Origin of the sequence: Allobosea sp. CCNWLY174, from assembly GCF_037120455.1 — a bacterium.
In the GTDB taxonomy this organism is placed as follows: Bacteria; Pseudomonadota; Alphaproteobacteria; order Rhizobiales; family Beijerinckiaceae; genus Allobosea; species Allobosea lupini.
Genome location: NZ_JBBBBQ010000014.1, coordinates 51,752 through 68,119, shown reverse-complemented (window position 1 = coordinate 68,119; position 16,368 = coordinate 51,752). Strand labels below are relative to the sequence as shown.

Annotated in this window: 14 protein-coding genes; 4 read left to right on the top strand and 10 right to left on the bottom strand. The window is 67.1% G+C overall.

Features of this window, described 5'->3' with window-relative positions:
- Window positions 1-3 precede the first annotated feature (3 nt).
- The 4 genes from V7S63_RS27080 to V7S63_RS27065 are packed head-to-tail and all read right to left on the bottom strand — an operon-like array spanning window position 4 to window position 3,436.
- Window positions 4-366: an EamA family transporter gene (locus V7S63_RS27080; protein ID WP_100963677.1), complete on the bottom strand. Its 363-nt coding sequence runs from the start codon at window positions 364-366 to the stop codon at window positions 4-6.
- Window positions 363-1,286, bottom strand: coding sequence for an arginase family protein (locus V7S63_RS27075; RefSeq protein ID WP_336532597.1), 924 nt, complete (start codon window positions 1,284-1,286; stop codon window positions 363-365). Before V7S63_RS27075 ends, V7S63_RS27080 begins: the two co-directional genes overlap by 4 nt.
- A gap of 16 nt (window positions 1,287-1,302) precedes the next feature.
- Window positions 1,303-2,751: an aspartate aminotransferase family protein gene (locus V7S63_RS27070; protein WP_336532596.1), complete on the bottom strand. Its 1,449-nt coding sequence runs from the start codon at window positions 2,749-2,751 to the stop codon at window positions 1,303-1,305.
- Window positions 2,744-3,436: an MtnX-like HAD-IB family phosphatase gene (locus V7S63_RS27065; RefSeq protein ID WP_100963683.1), complete on the bottom strand. Its 693-nt coding sequence runs from the start codon at window positions 3,434-3,436 to the stop codon at window positions 2,744-2,746. Before V7S63_RS27065 ends, V7S63_RS27070 begins: the two co-directional genes overlap by 8 nt.
- Before the next feature lie 408 nt (window positions 3,437-3,844).
- Between V7S63_RS27065 and V7S63_RS27060 the strand changes: the two genes are divergently transcribed.
- From V7S63_RS27060 to V7S63_RS27045, 4 genes are read left to right on the top strand one after another with little or no spacing between them, the layout of a single operon-like run.
- Window positions 3,845-4,630 carry an IclR family transcriptional regulator gene (locus V7S63_RS27060; protein ID WP_091836648.1) on the top strand — a complete coding sequence of 262 codons (786 nt, stop codon included), beginning with the start codon at window positions 3,845-3,847 and terminating at the stop codon, window positions 4,628-4,630.
- The gene (locus V7S63_RS27055) at window positions 4,627-8,475 is read left to right on the top strand and encodes a hydantoinase B/oxoprolinase family protein (RefSeq protein WP_336532595.1); all 3,849 of its coding nucleotides are present in this window, start codon (window positions 4,627-4,629) and stop codon (window positions 8,473-8,475) included. Before V7S63_RS27060 ends, V7S63_RS27055 begins: the two co-directional genes overlap by 4 nt.
- A gap of 49 nt (window positions 8,476-8,524) precedes the next feature.
- On the top strand, window positions 8,525-10,198 hold the full coding sequence (locus V7S63_RS27050) for an OPT/YSL family transporter (RefSeq protein ID WP_336532594.1): 1,674 nt from the start codon (window positions 8,525-8,527) through the stop codon (window positions 10,196-10,198).
- Between the two features lie 59 nt (window positions 10,199-10,257).
- Entirely contained in the window at window positions 10,258-10,929 is a 672-nt protein-coding gene (locus V7S63_RS27045; protein WP_336532593.1) for an AroM family protein, read from the top strand.
- Window positions 10,930-10,948: 19 nt separating this feature from the next.
- Here V7S63_RS27045 and V7S63_RS27040 read toward each other — a convergent pair whose 3' ends face one another.
- Genes V7S63_RS27040 through V7S63_RS27015 form a run of 6 tightly spaced genes read right to left on the bottom strand, consistent with a single transcriptional unit; the run spans window position 10,949 to window position 16,353 of the window.
- Window positions 10,949-11,905, bottom strand: a complete 957-nt coding sequence (locus V7S63_RS27040; RefSeq protein WP_336532592.1) for a catechol 2,3-dioxygenase — start codon at window positions 11,903-11,905, stop codon at window positions 10,949-10,951.
- Window positions 11,902-13,011, bottom strand: coding sequence for a 5-methyltetrahydropteroyltriglutamate--homocysteine S-methyltransferase (locus tag V7S63_RS27035; protein WP_336532591.1), 1,110 nt, complete (start codon window positions 13,009-13,011; stop codon window positions 11,902-11,904). Before V7S63_RS27035 ends, V7S63_RS27040 begins: the two co-directional genes overlap by 4 nt.
- Before the next feature lie 31 nt (window positions 13,012-13,042).
- On the bottom strand, window positions 13,043-13,750 hold the full coding sequence (locus V7S63_RS27030; protein WP_336532590.1) for an ABC transporter ATP-binding protein: 708 nt from the start codon (window positions 13,748-13,750) through the stop codon (window positions 13,043-13,045).
- Entirely contained in the window at window positions 13,743-14,495 is a 753-nt protein-coding gene (locus V7S63_RS27025) for an ABC transporter ATP-binding protein (RefSeq protein ID WP_091836664.1), read from the bottom strand. The genes V7S63_RS27030 and V7S63_RS27025 overlap by 8 nt, the downstream gene beginning before the upstream one ends.
- Complete coding sequence (locus V7S63_RS27020; protein WP_336532589.1) at window positions 14,492-15,499, bottom strand: branched-chain amino acid ABC transporter permease; 1,008 nt, start codon at window positions 15,497-15,499, stop codon at window positions 14,492-14,494. The genes V7S63_RS27025 and V7S63_RS27020 overlap by 4 nt, the downstream gene beginning before the upstream one ends.
- Window positions 15,496-16,353, bottom strand: a complete 858-nt coding sequence (locus V7S63_RS27015) for a branched-chain amino acid ABC transporter permease (protein WP_336532588.1) — start codon at window positions 16,351-16,353, stop codon at window positions 15,496-15,498. The genes V7S63_RS27020 and V7S63_RS27015 overlap by 4 nt, the downstream gene beginning before the upstream one ends.
- Window positions 16,354-16,368 lie beyond the last annotated feature (15 nt).

Genomic DNA, 16,368 nt, shown 5'->3' with positions numbered 1-16,368 from the left:
CCGTCAGGCAGTTCTGGCGACGATGATGACGCCGCAAGTGATCAGGAAGGAGCCGAGCCATTGCCGCCGGCCGACGCGCTCACCGAGGAAGACGGCGCTGGCCAGGGTGATGGCGAGGAAATTGGCGCTCGCGATCGGGAAGGCGATCGAGAGCGGCACTTCCGCCAGGATGCGCAGCCAGATGAAGAACTCGGCGACATAGGTCGCGAGCCCGGCGGTGATCCAGCCGCAGCGCGCCACTGCCGCCGCCGTGGCCCGGAAATCGGCGCCCTGCGGCAGCCGGTCGGCGCCGATCTTGAAGAAGATCTGGCCGGCGACGTCGCAGATGATCGACGCCACGAACCAGAGGATGATCGTCGTGTTCATGACAGCACCCGCTGGAAGCAGTCGATCAGGCTCGCATTGATGCGGGCATTGACGGAGAGTTGCTCGGGCGTCGGCCTGAAGCGCGGCGGATGGTCGAAATAGGCGAGCGTCGCACGGAAGGGGTCACTGAAGCGCGGCTCCGACCAGTCGCCGCAGACATCGGCACCCACGATCCGGCGCTCGCTTGCCAGCCGCTCCACAGCCGCCAGCAGATGGCGCAGCGGCAATTCGCCCTGGTCCCAGTTGGTGCAGGCGTCGCCCGGCCCGAGCACGTCCTTGTCGATCGTCAGCCAGACCGACGAGGTCGGGATCGCCGTGATCAGCTCGTCGAGGAAATCCGACCAGTCCTCGTCGGCGAGGTTGCGCCAATGCAGATGGCCGCTCTCCTGGCGATAGCTCGCGGTCTTGCCATAGCGTCCCCACACCCGCGAGGGCTCGTGCCGCCAGGGATAGAGCGCGATCCGCCCCTCGGCCACGGCCCGCAAGTTTGCGAACTGCCATTCGGGACGCACGAGATCGTCGCTGCACGGGCCGATCGTCACGACCTTGTGGACTTGCGGCAGCTCCAGCGCACGGTTGACCCAGGCGCCGCAATTCACCGTGGCGGGAAAGCTGACCCAGTCGGGATGGTTGTCGAAGTGCACGACCGTGACCGGCTCCTCGACACGGCCCAGCAGCACCGAGGTGACGTGATGGAAATCACCCGAGCCGTAGAAGAAGACGGGCACGCTCTTTCCCTCGCCGTCACATTGGCCAAGGCGTTGTAGCAGCTCGGCCTTGGCCCGGCGGCTCGCGACGATGCGCATGGCGCCGGCAAGGTCGACGGCCTCGATGCACGCGGCCGTGCCGGCATCGATGCGCCGGCGCAGCGGCTCCTGCGCCGCCACGCTACCGTCGAGGTCGATCACGCGCAGGCGCAAGGCCCGTCTCCGCTGCTCAGGCGCCGGCGACGCGGGCGAAAAGCTGGTCGAGCAGCTCGATCGCGAGGTCGATCTCGGCGTAGCTCATGGTTAATGCCGGCGCGAGGGTGATGACGTTCTTGTAGTAGCCGCCGATATCGAGCACGAGGCCGTAGCGCTTGCCGCCGACCTCGAGGTCGGCCTTCATGCCCTCGTCGCACATCAGATCGACCAGCCGCTTCGACGGGGTGAAGCTGTCATGCGGCTCGCAGATCTCGATCCGCAGCGCCATGCCGAGACCGTCGACCTCGCCGACGATTCTGTGGCGGCGCTTCAGCCCCTGCAGCCCGTCGAGGAAATACTTGCCCTTGGCCATGACCATGGTCTCGTAGTCCTCTTCCTCCATCATCTTCATCGCTTCCAGCGCGACGGCGGTGCCGAGCGGGTTGGCGTTGAAGGTGGAGTGGGTCGAGCCCGGCGGGAACACGGTCGGGTTGATCAGCTCTTCCTTGGCCCAGATGCCGGAGAGCGGGTTCAGGCCGTTGGTCACCGCCTTGCCGAAGACGATCACGTCCGGTTGCACGCCGAAATGCTCGATCGACCAGAGCTTGCCGGTCCGGTAGAAGCCCATCTGGATCTCGTCGACCACCAGCAGGATGCCGTGCTGGTCGAGCAGCTTCTTGAGCTCGATGAAGAAGTTCGGCGGCGGGATGACGTAGCCGCCCGTGCCCTGCAACGGCTCGACATAGAACGCCGCGTACTCGGCCTCGCCGACCTTGGGATCCCAGACGCCGTTGTATTCGCTCTCGAACAGGCGGGCGAATTGCTGCACGCAGTTATGCCCGTACTCTTCCTTGCTCATCCCCTTTGGGCCGCGGAAATGGTAGGGGAACGGGATGAAATGCGCGCGCTCGCCGAAATGGCCGAAGCGGCGGCGATAGCGATAGGACGAGGTGATCGCCGAGGCGCCGAGCGTGCGGCCGTGATAGCCGCCCTCGAAGGCGAACATCAGGCTCTTGCCCTTCTTGGCATTGCGCACGAGCTTCAGTGAATCCTCGACCGCCTGGGCGCCGCCGACATTGAAATGGACGCGCCCCTTGGCGTCGAACTTGCGCTGCGCATCCTGCGCGATCATCGCCGCGAGCTCGATCTTCTCGCGGTGCAGATATTGGCTCGCCACCTGCGGCAGCGTATCGATCTGGCGCTTCAGCGCAGTGTTCAGGCGCGGATTGGCGTAGCCGAAATTGACGGCCGAGTACCACATCTGCAAGTCGAGGAAGCGGTTGCCCGCCGCATCGAGCATGAACGAGCCCTCGCAGCCCGAGAAGATCTTCGGGAACTGCGTGTAGTGGACGGTGTCGCCATGCGAGCAGTACTGCGCCTCAAGCGCGAGAAGGCGGGCTTCCTCATCGGCCAGCGTCGCTGCCGGCGCGGAGGAAATATCGACCTGCTCGGCGCGGTCGAGCAGGGTGAAGCCGTCATCCATTGATCATGTCCTTGCGTGCAGGGGCCGCCGGTTCGCTCGTGGTTTCCGACAGCAGGGTTTCGAGGAGGCCGACGGCCTCCGAGAATGTGTTGAACGGGCGGTGGCCGATGCCGTTCTCGCGGCAATGCGCGATCAGGCTCTTCTTGGCGAAGACGAGGTCGGCCTGGCCGGCGACGCAGAAATCCGAGCGACCATCGCCGACCAAAAGGGTCAGCGGCCGGGAAAGGCTGCTGGCGACGCGGCACTTGCAGGTGCCGCTGGCGCAGCCGCCTGAGGGGTCGGCATGCGGCGAGGTCAGCCGCCAGCGATCGCCGGGCAACTGCTCGATATGGTTGGCGACGACGGTCAGGCCGCTGAGGCCGGCACGGCCCAAAAGCGCATGGATCGTGCGGTCGAGCCCGTCAGAGACCACCGTCACCGGAATCCCGGCGCGCTGGCACAGCCGCACGAAGGCAGCGAAGCCCCAGTCGATCGCCAGCGAGGAGACGAAGGTGTCGAACACGTCGGGCGAGGCATGCAGCAGCGCGACCTGGCGCTGCATGCATTCGCGCGAGCCGATCTTGCCGGCGACCCAGTCCGCCTCGATCTCTTCCCAGCCCGGCTCCGCGAAACGCTGCAGCACACGGTCGGTCGTATCCTCGCGTGAGATGGTCCCGTCGAAATCGACGATTGCCTGCCAATTCATGCCTGCTGCGCTCCAGCCAGTCCGCGCGCCGCCTCAGCAACCCTCGTGCCACACACCAAGCCCTTGAAATATCGAGAAGAAGAGAGCCGCAGTTCTGGGTCGCGGCCTGCGCCTTTTGAAGGAGGCTCCATTTTTTGGAGCCTCGCATCCAGTCTATAAGCGGTGAGCTTGCCTGAGGATTGCGTCTCATACGGCGGGCAGAGCAGGTCGCAGGACCACAGCCTCTCGCGAAAGACGCCCCGCATCTAGGGTCCCGCAGGACCGATCTCGCCTCCCCGCGCGAACGATTCGAACCGCCTGAGATCCATCGCCGACACAAACGGTCTTGACTCACTGTCAAGCCGGCGTAATGTTCCTTTTATTGAAACTTAAGTTCCATTTTATGGAACTTCTTCGGAAGCGATCCGGATGTCCATTCTGACGGCAGCCGCAGACGTGCTTCGTTGCTTCTCCAGCACGCGTCACGACGTGACCGTGACCGATCTCGTGACTCTCCTGGGCATGCCGAAGAGCAACGCCTCGCGCCTGCTCAGGGCGATGCGCGACGAGGGGCTTCTCGAGACGGTCGGCGACAGCAAGCGCTATCGCCCGGCGCTGCTGCTCGCCCAGATCGGCCAGCTCTATCGCTTCGCCGCTTCGCTGATCGATCGCGCCGACGCCGTGGTCGGACGCGTCTCCGATGAGATCGGCCACACCGGCTATATCAGCGTGCGCCGCGGCACCGAGATCATCGGCGTCACCGCCCATCCCGGCCGGCATGCGCTCAGGGTCGTCACGTCGATCGGCGACCGCATCCCCGCCTTCGCCTCCAGCACCGGCCGCGCTCTGCTCGCCAGGCTCCCCGACGCCGAGGTCCGCGCGCTCTACCCTGAGGGCTTCGTCGCGCCGTCCGAGACCGCGCCTCGCGACATGGACGAGCTTTTGGCGCGGCTGGCCGAGACCCGCCGCAACGGCTTTGCCGAGTCCCATGACGAGGCGGTGCGCGGCGTGCGCGCCATCTCGGTCGGCCTCGGCGATCCCGCCACCGGCGACGAGGTCGCGCTCTGCATCTCCTTCCCGGCTGCGACGGTCGAGCCGAGTGAGCGCCTTTCCATCATCCGTTCCCTGGCCGAAGGGGCCGCCGAGATCGCGGCCCTGACCCAGGACAAGCGCTTCTTCCCCTTGAACCTCTCATCTTCGGAGACCGCTCCATGAGCAATCGCTGGCGCATCGGCTTCGACATCGGCGGTACCTTCACCGACTTCATCCTCTATGACGGTGAGAAGCGCTCGGTCCTTCTGCACAAGCGCCTGACCACTCCGCACGATCCGTCCGAGGCAGCGCTGATCGGCCTTGGGGAACTCGTCGAGATGGCCGGGATCACGCTCGCCGATGTCGGCGACATCGTCCACGGCACGACGCTCGTCACCAACGCCGTGATCGAGCGCAAGGGCTCCAGGCTCGGCCTGATCACCACGAAGGGCTTCCGCGACATCCTCGAAATGGGGACCGAGCAGCGCTACGACATCTACGATCTCTTCCTGACCTTCCCCGATCCGCTGGTCTCGCGCGAGCATCGCCTCGAAGTGCCCGAGCGCATGGACCGCGACGGCAAGGTCGTGACCGCGCTCGACGCCGAAGCGGTGCGCAAGGCCGCCCGCGAGCTCGCCGCCGCCGGCTGCGAGGCGATCGCGATCTGCTTCCTCAACAGCTACCGCAACCCCGCCCATGAGCAGGAAGCGGGGCGCATCGTCCGCGAGACCTGTCCGGAGCTGACCGTTTCCCTGTCGAGCGAGGTCGTCGCCGAGATCTGGGAATACCAGCGCTTCGTCACCACCGCAGCGAACGCCTATGTCCAGCCGCTGATGCGGCGCTATCTCGAGCGACTTGAGCGCGAGCTTGCCGCCCGCTCCTTCACCGGCGCGCTCCGGCTGATGCATTCGGCCGGCGGCCTGGTCTCGCCCGAGACGGCCCGCACCTTCCCGATCCGCCTGCTCGAGAGCGGTCCGGCCGGCGGCGGCCTCGCCACTGCCCTGTTCGGCGAGCTCGCCGGCCACAAAGACGTGATCTCCTTCGACATGGGCGGCACCACCGCCAAGGCCTGCATGATCGAAGACGGCCGCGCCGAGATCGCGCCGATGCTGGAAGCCGGCCGCGTCAACCGCTTCGCCAAGGGCTCTGGCCTGCCGATCAAGGCGCCGGTGATCGACATGATCGAGATCGGTGCCGGCGGCGGCTCGATCGCGGCGATCGACGAGGTCGGCCTGCTCAAGGTCGGCCCGCATTCGGCCGGCTCCGATCCCGGCCCGGCCTGCTATGGCATGGGTGGCATGAAGCCGACCGTGACCGACGCCAATCTCGTGCTCGGCTACTACGATCCCGGCTTCTTCCTCGGCGGGCGCATGGCGCTCGATCTCGACGCAGCGCGCAAGGCCGTCTCGACCGTCGCCGAGCCGCTCGGCCTCTCGATCGAGGAAGCCGCCTGGGGCATCCACAAGGTCGTGGTCGAGAGCATGGGCGCCGCCGCCCGCGTCCATCTCGTCGAGAAGGGCAAGGACCCCCGCCATTACGCCATGGTCGGTTTCGGCGGCGCCGGCCCCGCCCATGCCGTCGATGTCGCCCGCGTGCTCGGCGTCAGGCAGGTCATCATCCCGCCGGCTTCCGGCGCGGCCTCGGCGCTCGGCTTCCTCGCCGCGCCGCTCTCCTTCGACATGGTGCGCTCGCTGCCGGTCGAGTTCTCCGAAGGCTTCGACGCCGCCGCGGTCAACCGCGTGCTGACCGATCTGGAGGAAGAAGGCCGCAAGCACCTGATCGAGGCCGGCGTGAAGCCCGGCGACGTCACGGTCGAACGCTCGGCCGATATGCGCCTCGTCGGCCAGATGCACGACATTTCCGTGCCGCTGCCCTCCGGCGCGATCGATGCGTCGAGCCTGGAGGCGATCCGCACCGCCTTCAGCAAGGCCTACTCGGCCCGCTACACCTCGGTCTATGAGGGCGCCCGTCTGGAAGCGATCAACTTCCGCGTCCGCTGCGCCGGCCCGGTGCCGACGCTCTCGCTCTCCGGCGCTGCCGGCGGCGGCGACGCCACGAACAAGGTCAAGGGCAGCCGCCGTGCCTGGTTCGAGGGCGGCTGGAGCGAGGCGGAGGTCTATGACCGCTACGCCCTGCGCTCCGGAGACACGATCAAGGGCCCGGCGATCATCGAGGAGCGCGAGGCGACCACGATCGTGCCGCCCGGCGACAGCGTCACGATCGACGAGGTCCTGAACCTGATCATCCATGTCGGCCAGGCCAATGCGGCCGAGACCACGATCACCGCCGACATGCCCCTCGCCGAGGCCGCGCGCCGCATCGAGGCCGATCCGATCTCGCTGGAGATCATGTGGAGCCGCATGATCAACGTCGTCGAGGAGATGTGGCTGACCGTCTGCCGCACCGCCTTCTCGCTGGTGATCTCCGAGGCGCAGGACTTCGCCTGCGAGCTGCTCGACCCCGAAGGCGAGACGCTGGCGCACAGCCCACGCGCCATGCCGGTCTTCAACCTGACGCTGCCGCGCGCCGTCAAGGCGCTGCTGGAGCGCTACCCGGCGCAGACGCTGAAGCCCGGCGACGTGCTAATCACCAACGATCCCTGGCTCTGCGCCGGCCATCTCTTCGACATCGCCATCGTCACCCCGGTCTTCCTGGGGAACCGCGTCGTCGGCCTGATGGGCACGGTCGGCCATGTCTCCGACATCGGCGGTACCAAGGACAGCCTGCGAGCCCGCGAGATCTACGAGGAAGGCTTCCAGATCCCGCCGATGAAGCTCTACGAGGCCGGCAGGATCAACGAGACGCTGGTCCGCCTGCTCGCCGAGAACGTCCGCAATTCCGAGCAGGTGCTCGGCGACCTGCACTCCTTCGTCGCCGCCAACGCTATCGGCGCCGAGCGGCTGCAGTCCTTCCTCACCGACTACGGCATGCAGGACCTGCGCGCCCTCGCCCATGTCGTGCAGAGCCGTTCCGAGAAGGCGATGCGCGAGGCGATCCGGGCGCTGCCTGACGGCACCTATCACGGCACCGTCTCGAACAACCCGCTCGGCACGCCGATGACCTATCCGCTGGCGCTGACGGTGAAGGACGACACCATACATCTCGACTTTGCCGGCGCGCCGCCACAGCTGCCGCAGGGCGGGCTGAACTGCACGCTCAACTACACGATGGCGCACGCCACCTACCCGCTGAAGTGCATGCTGACGCCGTCGGTGCGCGGCAATGCCGGCTGCTACCGCGCCTTCTCGATCGATGCGCCCAAGGGCTCGATCCTGAACTGCGACAAGCCGCTGGCGGTCAACCTGCGCACCCGCACCGGCTGGTACCTGGCGCCGAACATTTTCCGCGCCCTGTCGCACGCGGCGCCCAAGCAGGTGCAGGCCTTCACCGGCCTGCCGGTGGCAGCCAGCGTCTATGGCCGCGACCAGGCCGGCGACACCTATTCCGACATGCTCTTCGTCGGCGGCGGCCAGGGCGGCTCGGCCCATGGCGACGGCAAGTCCGGGCTGCTCTACCCGACCTCGGCGGCCAACACCTCGATCGAGACCTTCGAATCGCGGGTGCCGGTGCTGGTGGTCGAGAAGACCTATCTGACCGACTCCGGAGGCGCTGGCCGCCAGCGCGGCGGCCTCGGCCAGCTCGTGCGCCTGCGCAAGCTCTCCGATGACGGCCTGCCGACCCTGGTCTCGCTCTATCCGGAAGGGGTCAACAACCCGATCCCGGGCCTGTTCGAGGGCAAGGCCGGCGGCGGCGCCTCCGGCCGGATCATCGACGAGCAGGGCCATGTGCTGAAGGACGTCGGCACCGGCGAGCTCGTTCAGGTCAGGCAGCCGCACGAGATCGTCGAGCTCGTGCTCGCCGGCGGCGCCGGCTACGGCCCGGCCTCGGAACGCTCCCGCGAGGCGATCGCCCGCGACATCGCGCTCGGCCTCGTCTCACCGGAAGCGGCCAGGCGCGATTACGGCGTGCATGCCGCCCATGCCTCCCAGGATGTCGGCGAAGCGAAGACCGGCATCCTTGTTGCCTGACCGATCAAGCGAAAGACGCCCGCTGAGGGCCAATAAGGGGACGTAAGGCATGACGACGCAGAATGACGGAGTGCCTCAGCGGCACCCCAGCCTGTTCGAGCCGGCGACGCTGGCGCTGATCGCGATCCTCTGCGTCTTCGGCGCGATCATCGGGATGCAGCTGCTGGTATCGCTCGGCATCACAGCCAACACCTCGCTGATCGGCGCGCTCGCCGCCATGGCTCTGGCGCGCGTGCCGCTCGCGATCTTCGCGCGCTATCGCTCGATCCACGTCCAGAACCTGGCCCAGAGCGCGATCTCCTCGGCCACCTTCGGCGCCGCGAACAGCTTGCTCCTGCCGGTCGGCATCCCCTGGCTGCTCGGCCGGCCGGACCTCGTCCTGCCGATGCTGGCCGGCGCCTTCTTCGCCATGCTGCTCGACGGCTACCTGCTCTACCGGATGTTCGATTCCCGCGTCTTCCCGGCAACCGGCGCCTGGCCGCCGGGCGTCGCCGCCGCCGAGGCGATCAAGGCCGGCGACGAGGGCGGGCGCAAGGCGGTGCTGATGGGCGTCGGCTTCGTCACGGCGATCCTCGTCGGCTTCGTCAAGGTGCCGCTGGCCTGGATCGGCTTCGCCGGCTCGGCGGCAATGTCGAGCATTCCGATGTCGGCCTTCGGCGTCGCCTTCATCGGCAACATCTGGGCGCTGGCCATGTTCGGCGTCGGTCTGTTGCTGCGTGGCTATTCCAGCCCGATCTTCGGCGGCCCGCTCTTCGAGACGATCATCCCCAAGGGCGACCTGATGGCCGCCTATATCCCGCACGGCTTCATGATCGGCGCCGGCCTCGTCGCACTGCTCCAGGTCGGGCTGCTGCTCTTCCGCCGCAATGAGGCGCAGAGGCAGGCCGAAGCCGCCTCCGGCACCACCGATGCCGAAGTGAAGCGCGCGCTCGGGCTCGGCACCATCGGCTATCTCGTCATCGCCGTCTTCCTTGCTCTGGTCGGTGGGCTCATGACCGACATGTCGATCGGCATGCTGATCCTGTTCGTGCTCTACGCCGCCTTCGCGGCCTATGTGCACGAATTGATCGTCGGCCTCGCCGCCATGCATTCCGGCTGGTTCCCGGCCTTTGCGGTGGCGCTGATCACCCTGATCATCGGCATGCTGCTCGGCTTCCCGATGCCGGCGCTGGCGCTGCTCGTCGGCTTTTCGGCCGCGACCGGCCCCGCCTTCGCCGACATGGGCTACGACCTCAAGGCCGGCTATCTCCTGCGCGGCAATGGCGTCGATCCCGCCTTCGAGCGCGAAGGCCGCCGCCAGCAGCTCTTCGCCGCGATGTTCGCCTTCGTCATCGCCGGCGCGGTCGTGCTGGTCTCCTACCAGTCCTTCTTCGACCGGAACCTCGTCGCCCCCGTCGACAAGGTCTATGCCGCGACGATCAAGGCCGGCGTCGCGCCCGGCGTCGCCTGGCAGCTCTTCCTCTGGGCGATCCCCGGCGCGATCCTGCAACTCATAGGCGGGCCGAAGCGCCAGATCGGCGTGCTCTTTGCCACCGGCCTCCTGATCAACTTCCCGATGGCGGGCTGGGCGGTGCTGGCCGGCATCCTCTGCCGGCTGGTCTGGGAGAAGTTGCGCGGCGCCGACGGCGAAGGCGACATGGAGGTCTTCGCCGCAGGCGTCATCGCCGGCGACGCGATCTTCTCCTTCTTCGACTCCGTCCTGAAGAACTTCAACAAGCCATGAGGGCTTAAGGCTCGGGCCGGCACCGGCCCGAGCCGCTTCATCTCAGGAAGGACGCAGCCATGGCCAAGCTCGGCACCCTCACCATCGGCCAGGCGCCGCGCGCCGACATCACGCCGATCCTCGATGCAGTGCTGGGCCCTGAGCTGCCGCGGCTGCATGCCGGCGTGCTCGACGGGTTGTCGCGCGCGGAGATCGACCGCGACTTCGCGCCCGAGCCAGATGGCGCGCTCCTGATCACCAAGCTGCTCGACGGAACCTCGGTCGTCATCGACCGCGACCGTACCGAGCAGGCGGCGCAGGCCAAGCTCGCAGCGCTCGAAGCGGCCAGTTGCAGCACGATCCTGATGCTCTGCACCGGGCATTTCGTCAGCCTGCGCACGGAGCGCGCCCGGCTGATCGAGCCGGATCGCATCCTGCCACCGACGGTCGCGGCACTGGTCCAGGATGCTCAGCTCGGCATCATCGTGCCGCTCGCCGAGCAGATCGCCTCCGAAGCCGGGAAATGGGCGCCTCTCGCGCGCGCACCGATCTATGCCGCCGCCTCGCCCTATGGCGGCGGCGGCCTGACGGTCGCGGAGGCCGCCGAAGCCCTCGCCGAGCGCGGCGCCAACATCCTGCTGATGGACTGCATGGGCTTCGTCGAGCAGCATCGCCAGGAGGCGGCTGCGGCCGGCCTCCCGGTCATCCTGTCGAACGCGCTGATCGCCAAGATCGTCTCGGAAGTGGTGTGAGAGCGCAGCTTCAGCCGCGCTATCTGCCCGAAGGCGGCGTCCCGTGAGTGTGAAAACTCTCGATCGTCTTCAGCCCCCAGGCCTGGCCCTTCTTCCGCTCCTCTTCCGTCCAGGTCACGGTCTGCCAGTCGGGATCGAGGATCAGGCGCGCGCCGGCATTGGCGATCTCGACGCGGTTTCCGGCGGGTTCGTAGACATAGAGGAAGAAGGTTTGCTGCACCGCGTGCTTGTGCGGCCCGGTCTCGATGAAGACGCCGTTCTCGAGAAAGAGATCGGCCGCCTCCAATATGTGCTCGCGCTGGTCGACGGCATAGGTGACATGGTGGAAGCGCCCGCGCGCCGGGGTGTGGTCGCGGGTATAGGCGATGTCGTAGCTCTTGTTGTTGACGGTGAACCAGCAGCCGCCGACCTCGCCTGAGTCGAGCACGATCTGCTCGGTCACCCGGCTGCCCAGCGCCTTCGGCATGAAGTCGCGGATCACCGCGACGTCCTGCGCCAGCAGGTTGAGATGGTCGAGCCGGCGCACGGCGCAGCCCCGGCCATGGTTGCGCTGCGCCTGGTTCTTCAGGGCCGGCCGTTCCTTTTCAGGAGCGGCATACTTATTGGTCTCGAAATAGATTTCGAAGACGTGGTCGTCCGGATCGCGGAAGCGATAGGCCCGGCCATGGCCGAGATCGCCATCGCTCCAGCCGATGCCGCAGCCCATCGCCTCGATCGCCGCGACGCGGCGCAGGAGCGCCGCCTCGCTTGAGGCGCGATAGCCGATATGGCCGACACCGGTCGTCTTCGCCGCGGTGAGCTTCAGCGTGTGGAACTCGTAATCGTCCCAGGCACGCAGGTAGACGCTGTCGCCCTCGCGCCCGCTCTCCGTCAGCCCGAAGATCTCGACGAAGAAGTCGAGGCTCTCCTGCGGCTTGTTGGTGAAGAGCTCGACATGGCCGAGATGGGCGATGTCGAAGCAGGGCTCGCTGCTCATCCCCAGACTTCCTTGGCAACTTCCAGGATGCGCGAGAGCTTGGCCCATTGCTCGTCCTCGGCCAGGACATTGCCTTCCTCGGTCGAGGCGAAGCCGCATTGCGGCGACAGGCAGAGCTGCTCGAGCGGCGCGTATTTGGACGCCGCCTCGATCCGGCGCTTGAGATTGTCCTTGCTTTCAATCTCGCCGAACTTCGAGGTCACCAGGCCGAGCACGACCTGCTTGTCCCCCTTGGGCAGGAAGCGCAGCGGCTCGAAGCCACCCGAGCGGTCATCGTCCCACTCCATGAAATAGCCGTCGACATTGATCTCGTTGAAGACCATCTCGGCGACCGGCTCGTAGCCGCCCGAGGCGATGAAGGTCGACTTGAAATTGCCGCGGCAGGTATGGGTGGTGATCTGCATGTCGGCGGGCTTCGCCTTCAGCGCCGCGTTGAGAACGTCGCGATAGATGAAGACCAGCTGCTCCGGGTCGTCGCCGCGCTCGGCCAGCATCTTGCGCTGCTCCGGATCGCAGAAATAGGACAGGCTGGTATCGTCGAGCTGCAGATAGCGGCAGCCGGCATCGTAGAAGGCCTTGATCGCCTTGGCGTAGACCTTGCCGAGATCCTCGTAATAGTCCTCGATCCGCAGATAGGCACTCGGATCGATCGCCTTCCGGCCGCCGCGATAGTGCAGCATGGACGGGCTCGGGATCGTCATCTTCGGCACCCGGCTGGTCGTCGAGGCCAGGAACTTGAAATGGGCCAGATGCGGATGATCGTCCGGGAAGTCGAGCTTGCCGGTGACGCGGACGGCATGGCCCTTGGTGGTGACGCCCTTGAACTGGATGCCTGAATCGGTCTCGAAGCTGGTGACGCCGGAGAGGCCGTCGAGGAAGTCGAAATGCCAGAAGGCGCGGCGGAACTCGCCATCGGTCACAGCCTGCAGGCCGACCTCCTCCTGCTTGCGCACGAGCTTCCTGATTTCCTCGTCCTCGATCGCGGTCAATTCGGCCTGATCGATCTCACCGGCCGCAAGCTTGGCGCGGGCGTCCTTGACCGGCGCGCTGCGCAGCAGGCTGCCGACCATGTCGCCCCGGAACGGCGGCTTCTGTCTCTGGCTCATGGCGTTTCCTTTCACTGGTTCTGTCGTTGGTTCAGGCGGCTGCGAGGCCGAGATGGCGCTCCAGCCGTGACGGGTCGACGAGGAGCTCGGCGCTCCCCGCGGCGAGGACGACGCGGCCGCGCTCGAGCACGATCGCCTCGTCGGTGAGCTCGAGGATCTTGCGGGCGTGCTGCTCGATCACGATCGCCGAGAGCCCCTCATCGCGGACGAGCCGCTTCAGTGCGCGCAGCAATTCCTCGACGATGATCGGCGCCAGCCCCTCGGTCGGCTCGTCCAGGAGCAGCAGCTTCGGATTGAGCATCAATGCCCGGCCGATCGCCAGCATCTGCTGCTCGCCGCCGGAGAGCTGGTTGCCGAGATTTGCCTTGCGCTCGGCGAGGCGCGGGAACATCGAAAAGACGCGCTCGGTCGTCCAGGCGCCCGGCGTCGCGACGGCAGTCAGGTTCTCCAGCACGGTCAGCGACTTGAAGATGTTGCGCTCCTGCGGCACCCAGCCGATGCCGGCATGGGCACGCTGCTCGGGCGTCGCCGTGGTGAGATCGCGCCCTGCAAGCACAATCCGACCGCCGCGGCGGCGGGTGACGCCGATGATGCTGTTGACCAGGGTGGTCTTGCCGACGCCATTGCGGCCGAGCAGCGCCAGCGAGCGCCCCTCGGCGAGCGAAAGATCGATGTCGAACAGCACCTGGGCCTCGCCATAGCCGGCACTGAGGCGTTCGACTTCGAGGAGCTCAGCCATGGCTATGCTCCCCGAGATAGGCGGCGCGAACGGCCGGATCATTGGCGATCTCGCTCGGCGTGCCGTCGGCGAGCAGGCGGCCATTGACCAGCACCGTGATGCGCGTCGCGAAGCGGAAGACGAGGTCCATGTCGTGCTCGATCAGCAGGACCGAGACGTCCTCCGGCAGTCCGGCGACCATCGCCATCAGCTCGCGCCGCTCGGCCTCGGGCACGCCCGCCGCCGGTTCGTCGAGCAGCAGCACGCTCGGCCTCGCCGCGAAGGCAGCAGCGATCTCGATCTGCCTTTGCTTGCCATAGGGCAAGGTCGCGATCCGCTCGTCCATGATGTCGTCGAGCCTGAAGCGGGCGAGGATCTCGGCCGTCTCGGCGACGAGTTCCTTGTCCCTGTCGAGAGCACGCAGGGGCTGCCGGCCGCGGCCGAGCCGCTCCGAGGTCACCAGCGCGATCATCTCGACAGGCGTCATCGTTCCGAAGAGCTGGTTGATCTGGAAGGTGCGCGCCAGCCCGCGCCCGACCCGCGCCTCGCGGGGCAGCGTGGTGATGTCCTCGCCCATCAGCTCGACCCGGCCGGAACTCGGGCGCAGCACCCCGGTCAACTGGTTGACGAAGGTGGTCTTGCCGGCGCCGTTCGGACCGATCAGCGCGTGGCGCGCGCCCTTTGCCAGCGTGAAGTCGACATGGTCGGTCGCGGTGATGCCACCGAAGCTCTTGCAGAGATCGAAGGTCTGGAGCGCCACGCTCATGTCGACGCCCTCCGGCCGAGGCGCGCGACACGGCCGACAACCGCCTTGATCCCGCCATGGATCAGTTCGCGGCCGCCGAGGACGAAGAGGACAAGGAACAGCCCGATCCAGAACATCCAGTATTGCGGCGTGAAGCTCGCGATCACGTCCTGCAGCAGCTTGAAGGCAACCGCGCCGATCAGCCCGCCATAGAGATAGCCGGCGCCGCCGATGATCAGCACCAGCATCAGGTCGGCCGAGCGATGGAAGGCGAGCACGTCGAGCGAGACGAATTGCGTGGTCTGGGCGAGCAGCGCCCCCGCCGCCCCGGCATAGGCGGCCGCGAGCGTATAGACCGCGACGAGCCGCCAGTGCAGCGGCACGCCTGAGGCGGAAGCGCGCAGCGGGTTGTCGCGGATCGCCCGCAGCGAAAGGCCGAAGGGCGAGCCGACGATGCGGCGCGCCAGCACGAACAGCACGAACAGCACGGTGAGCGAATAGAGATAGGCGACGCTGCCGAAGATATCGAACTCGAACAGGCCGAGCACCGGCCCCATCATGATGCCCTGCAACCCGTCTGCGCCGCCTGTGAGCCAGCCGAGCGAGTTGGCCAGTTCCCCCAGGATCAGCGCGACGCCGAGCGTCACCATCAGGCGTGTCAGGTCGCTGCCGCGCAGGATCAGCGGGCTGCTGATCAGCCCGAGCAGCCCGGCTGCGCCCATGCCGACCGCGAGCCCCGCCAGCGGATCGGCGCTGGCATGCTTGGCGAAGAGCCCGGCCGCATAGGCGCCGAAGCCGAAGAAGGCGGCATGCCCCAGCGAGACGATGCCGGCATAGCCAAGGATCAGGTCGAGCGAGAGCGCGAACAGCCCGAGGATCGCGATCTCGTTGAGGATCAGGAGCTGGCGTGGCAGCAGGAAGAAAGCCGCCAGCGCCAGGACCCAGAACACGATCTCGGCCGGATGCCAGCGCCGTGCGCCATAGAGCGAGCGCCGGACGCGCGCCTCGATGCTGTCGGCCTTCATGCCCGGCTCCTCGCGAAGAGCCCGTGCGGCCTTGTGATCAGCAGGACGACCATCAGCGCGTAGATGATGAAGGCGCCGAGCTGCGGCACGAGATACTTGCCGCCGACATCGGCGACCCCCAGCAGCATCGCCGCGAAGAACGGGCCGGAGATGGTCGAGGTCCCGCCGACGGTCACGACGATCAGGAAGTAGATCATGAACTTCAGCGGGAAGGTCGGGTCGAGCCCCATCAGCTCGATCCCGAGCGCGCCGCCGAGACCAGCAAGGCCGGAACCGAAGGCGAAGGTCAGCGCGAACAGCCGGTTGACGGGGATGCCAAGCCCGCGTGCCACCCTGGCGTCGTCGACGGCGGCGCGCAGCCGGCTGCCGAAGCGTGTGCGGGTGAAGCCCCATTGCATGGCGAAGGCGAGCGCGCCGCAGAGCAGGATGATGAAGAGCCGGTAGCGGCCGACGCCGATGCCGGCGAGATCGAAGCGCCCGCTCAGCCAGGCCGGCAACTGCACGAATTGCTGGCTCGAGCCCATCAGGTAGTCGGCACCGGCGACGGCCATGAACACCAGCCCGATCGAGAACATCACCTGGTCGAGATGGCTCTTGGCGTACATCGGCCGGTAGACCAGCCGCTCCAACAGCAAGCCCGCGAGCGCAGCGGCGAGGAAGGCCGCCGGCAGCGCCCACAGGAACGGCAGGCCGAGCCGCTGCATCGCCAGCACGGTGACATAGCCGCCGAACATGGCAAAGGCGCCGTGGGCGAGGTTGACGAAGTTCATCAACCCCATGGTCACGGACAGCCCGCAGGCCAGCACGAACAGGATCATGCCGTAGGCGACGCCGTCGAACAGGATGGTGAGCACGTCGGGTCCGCCCTG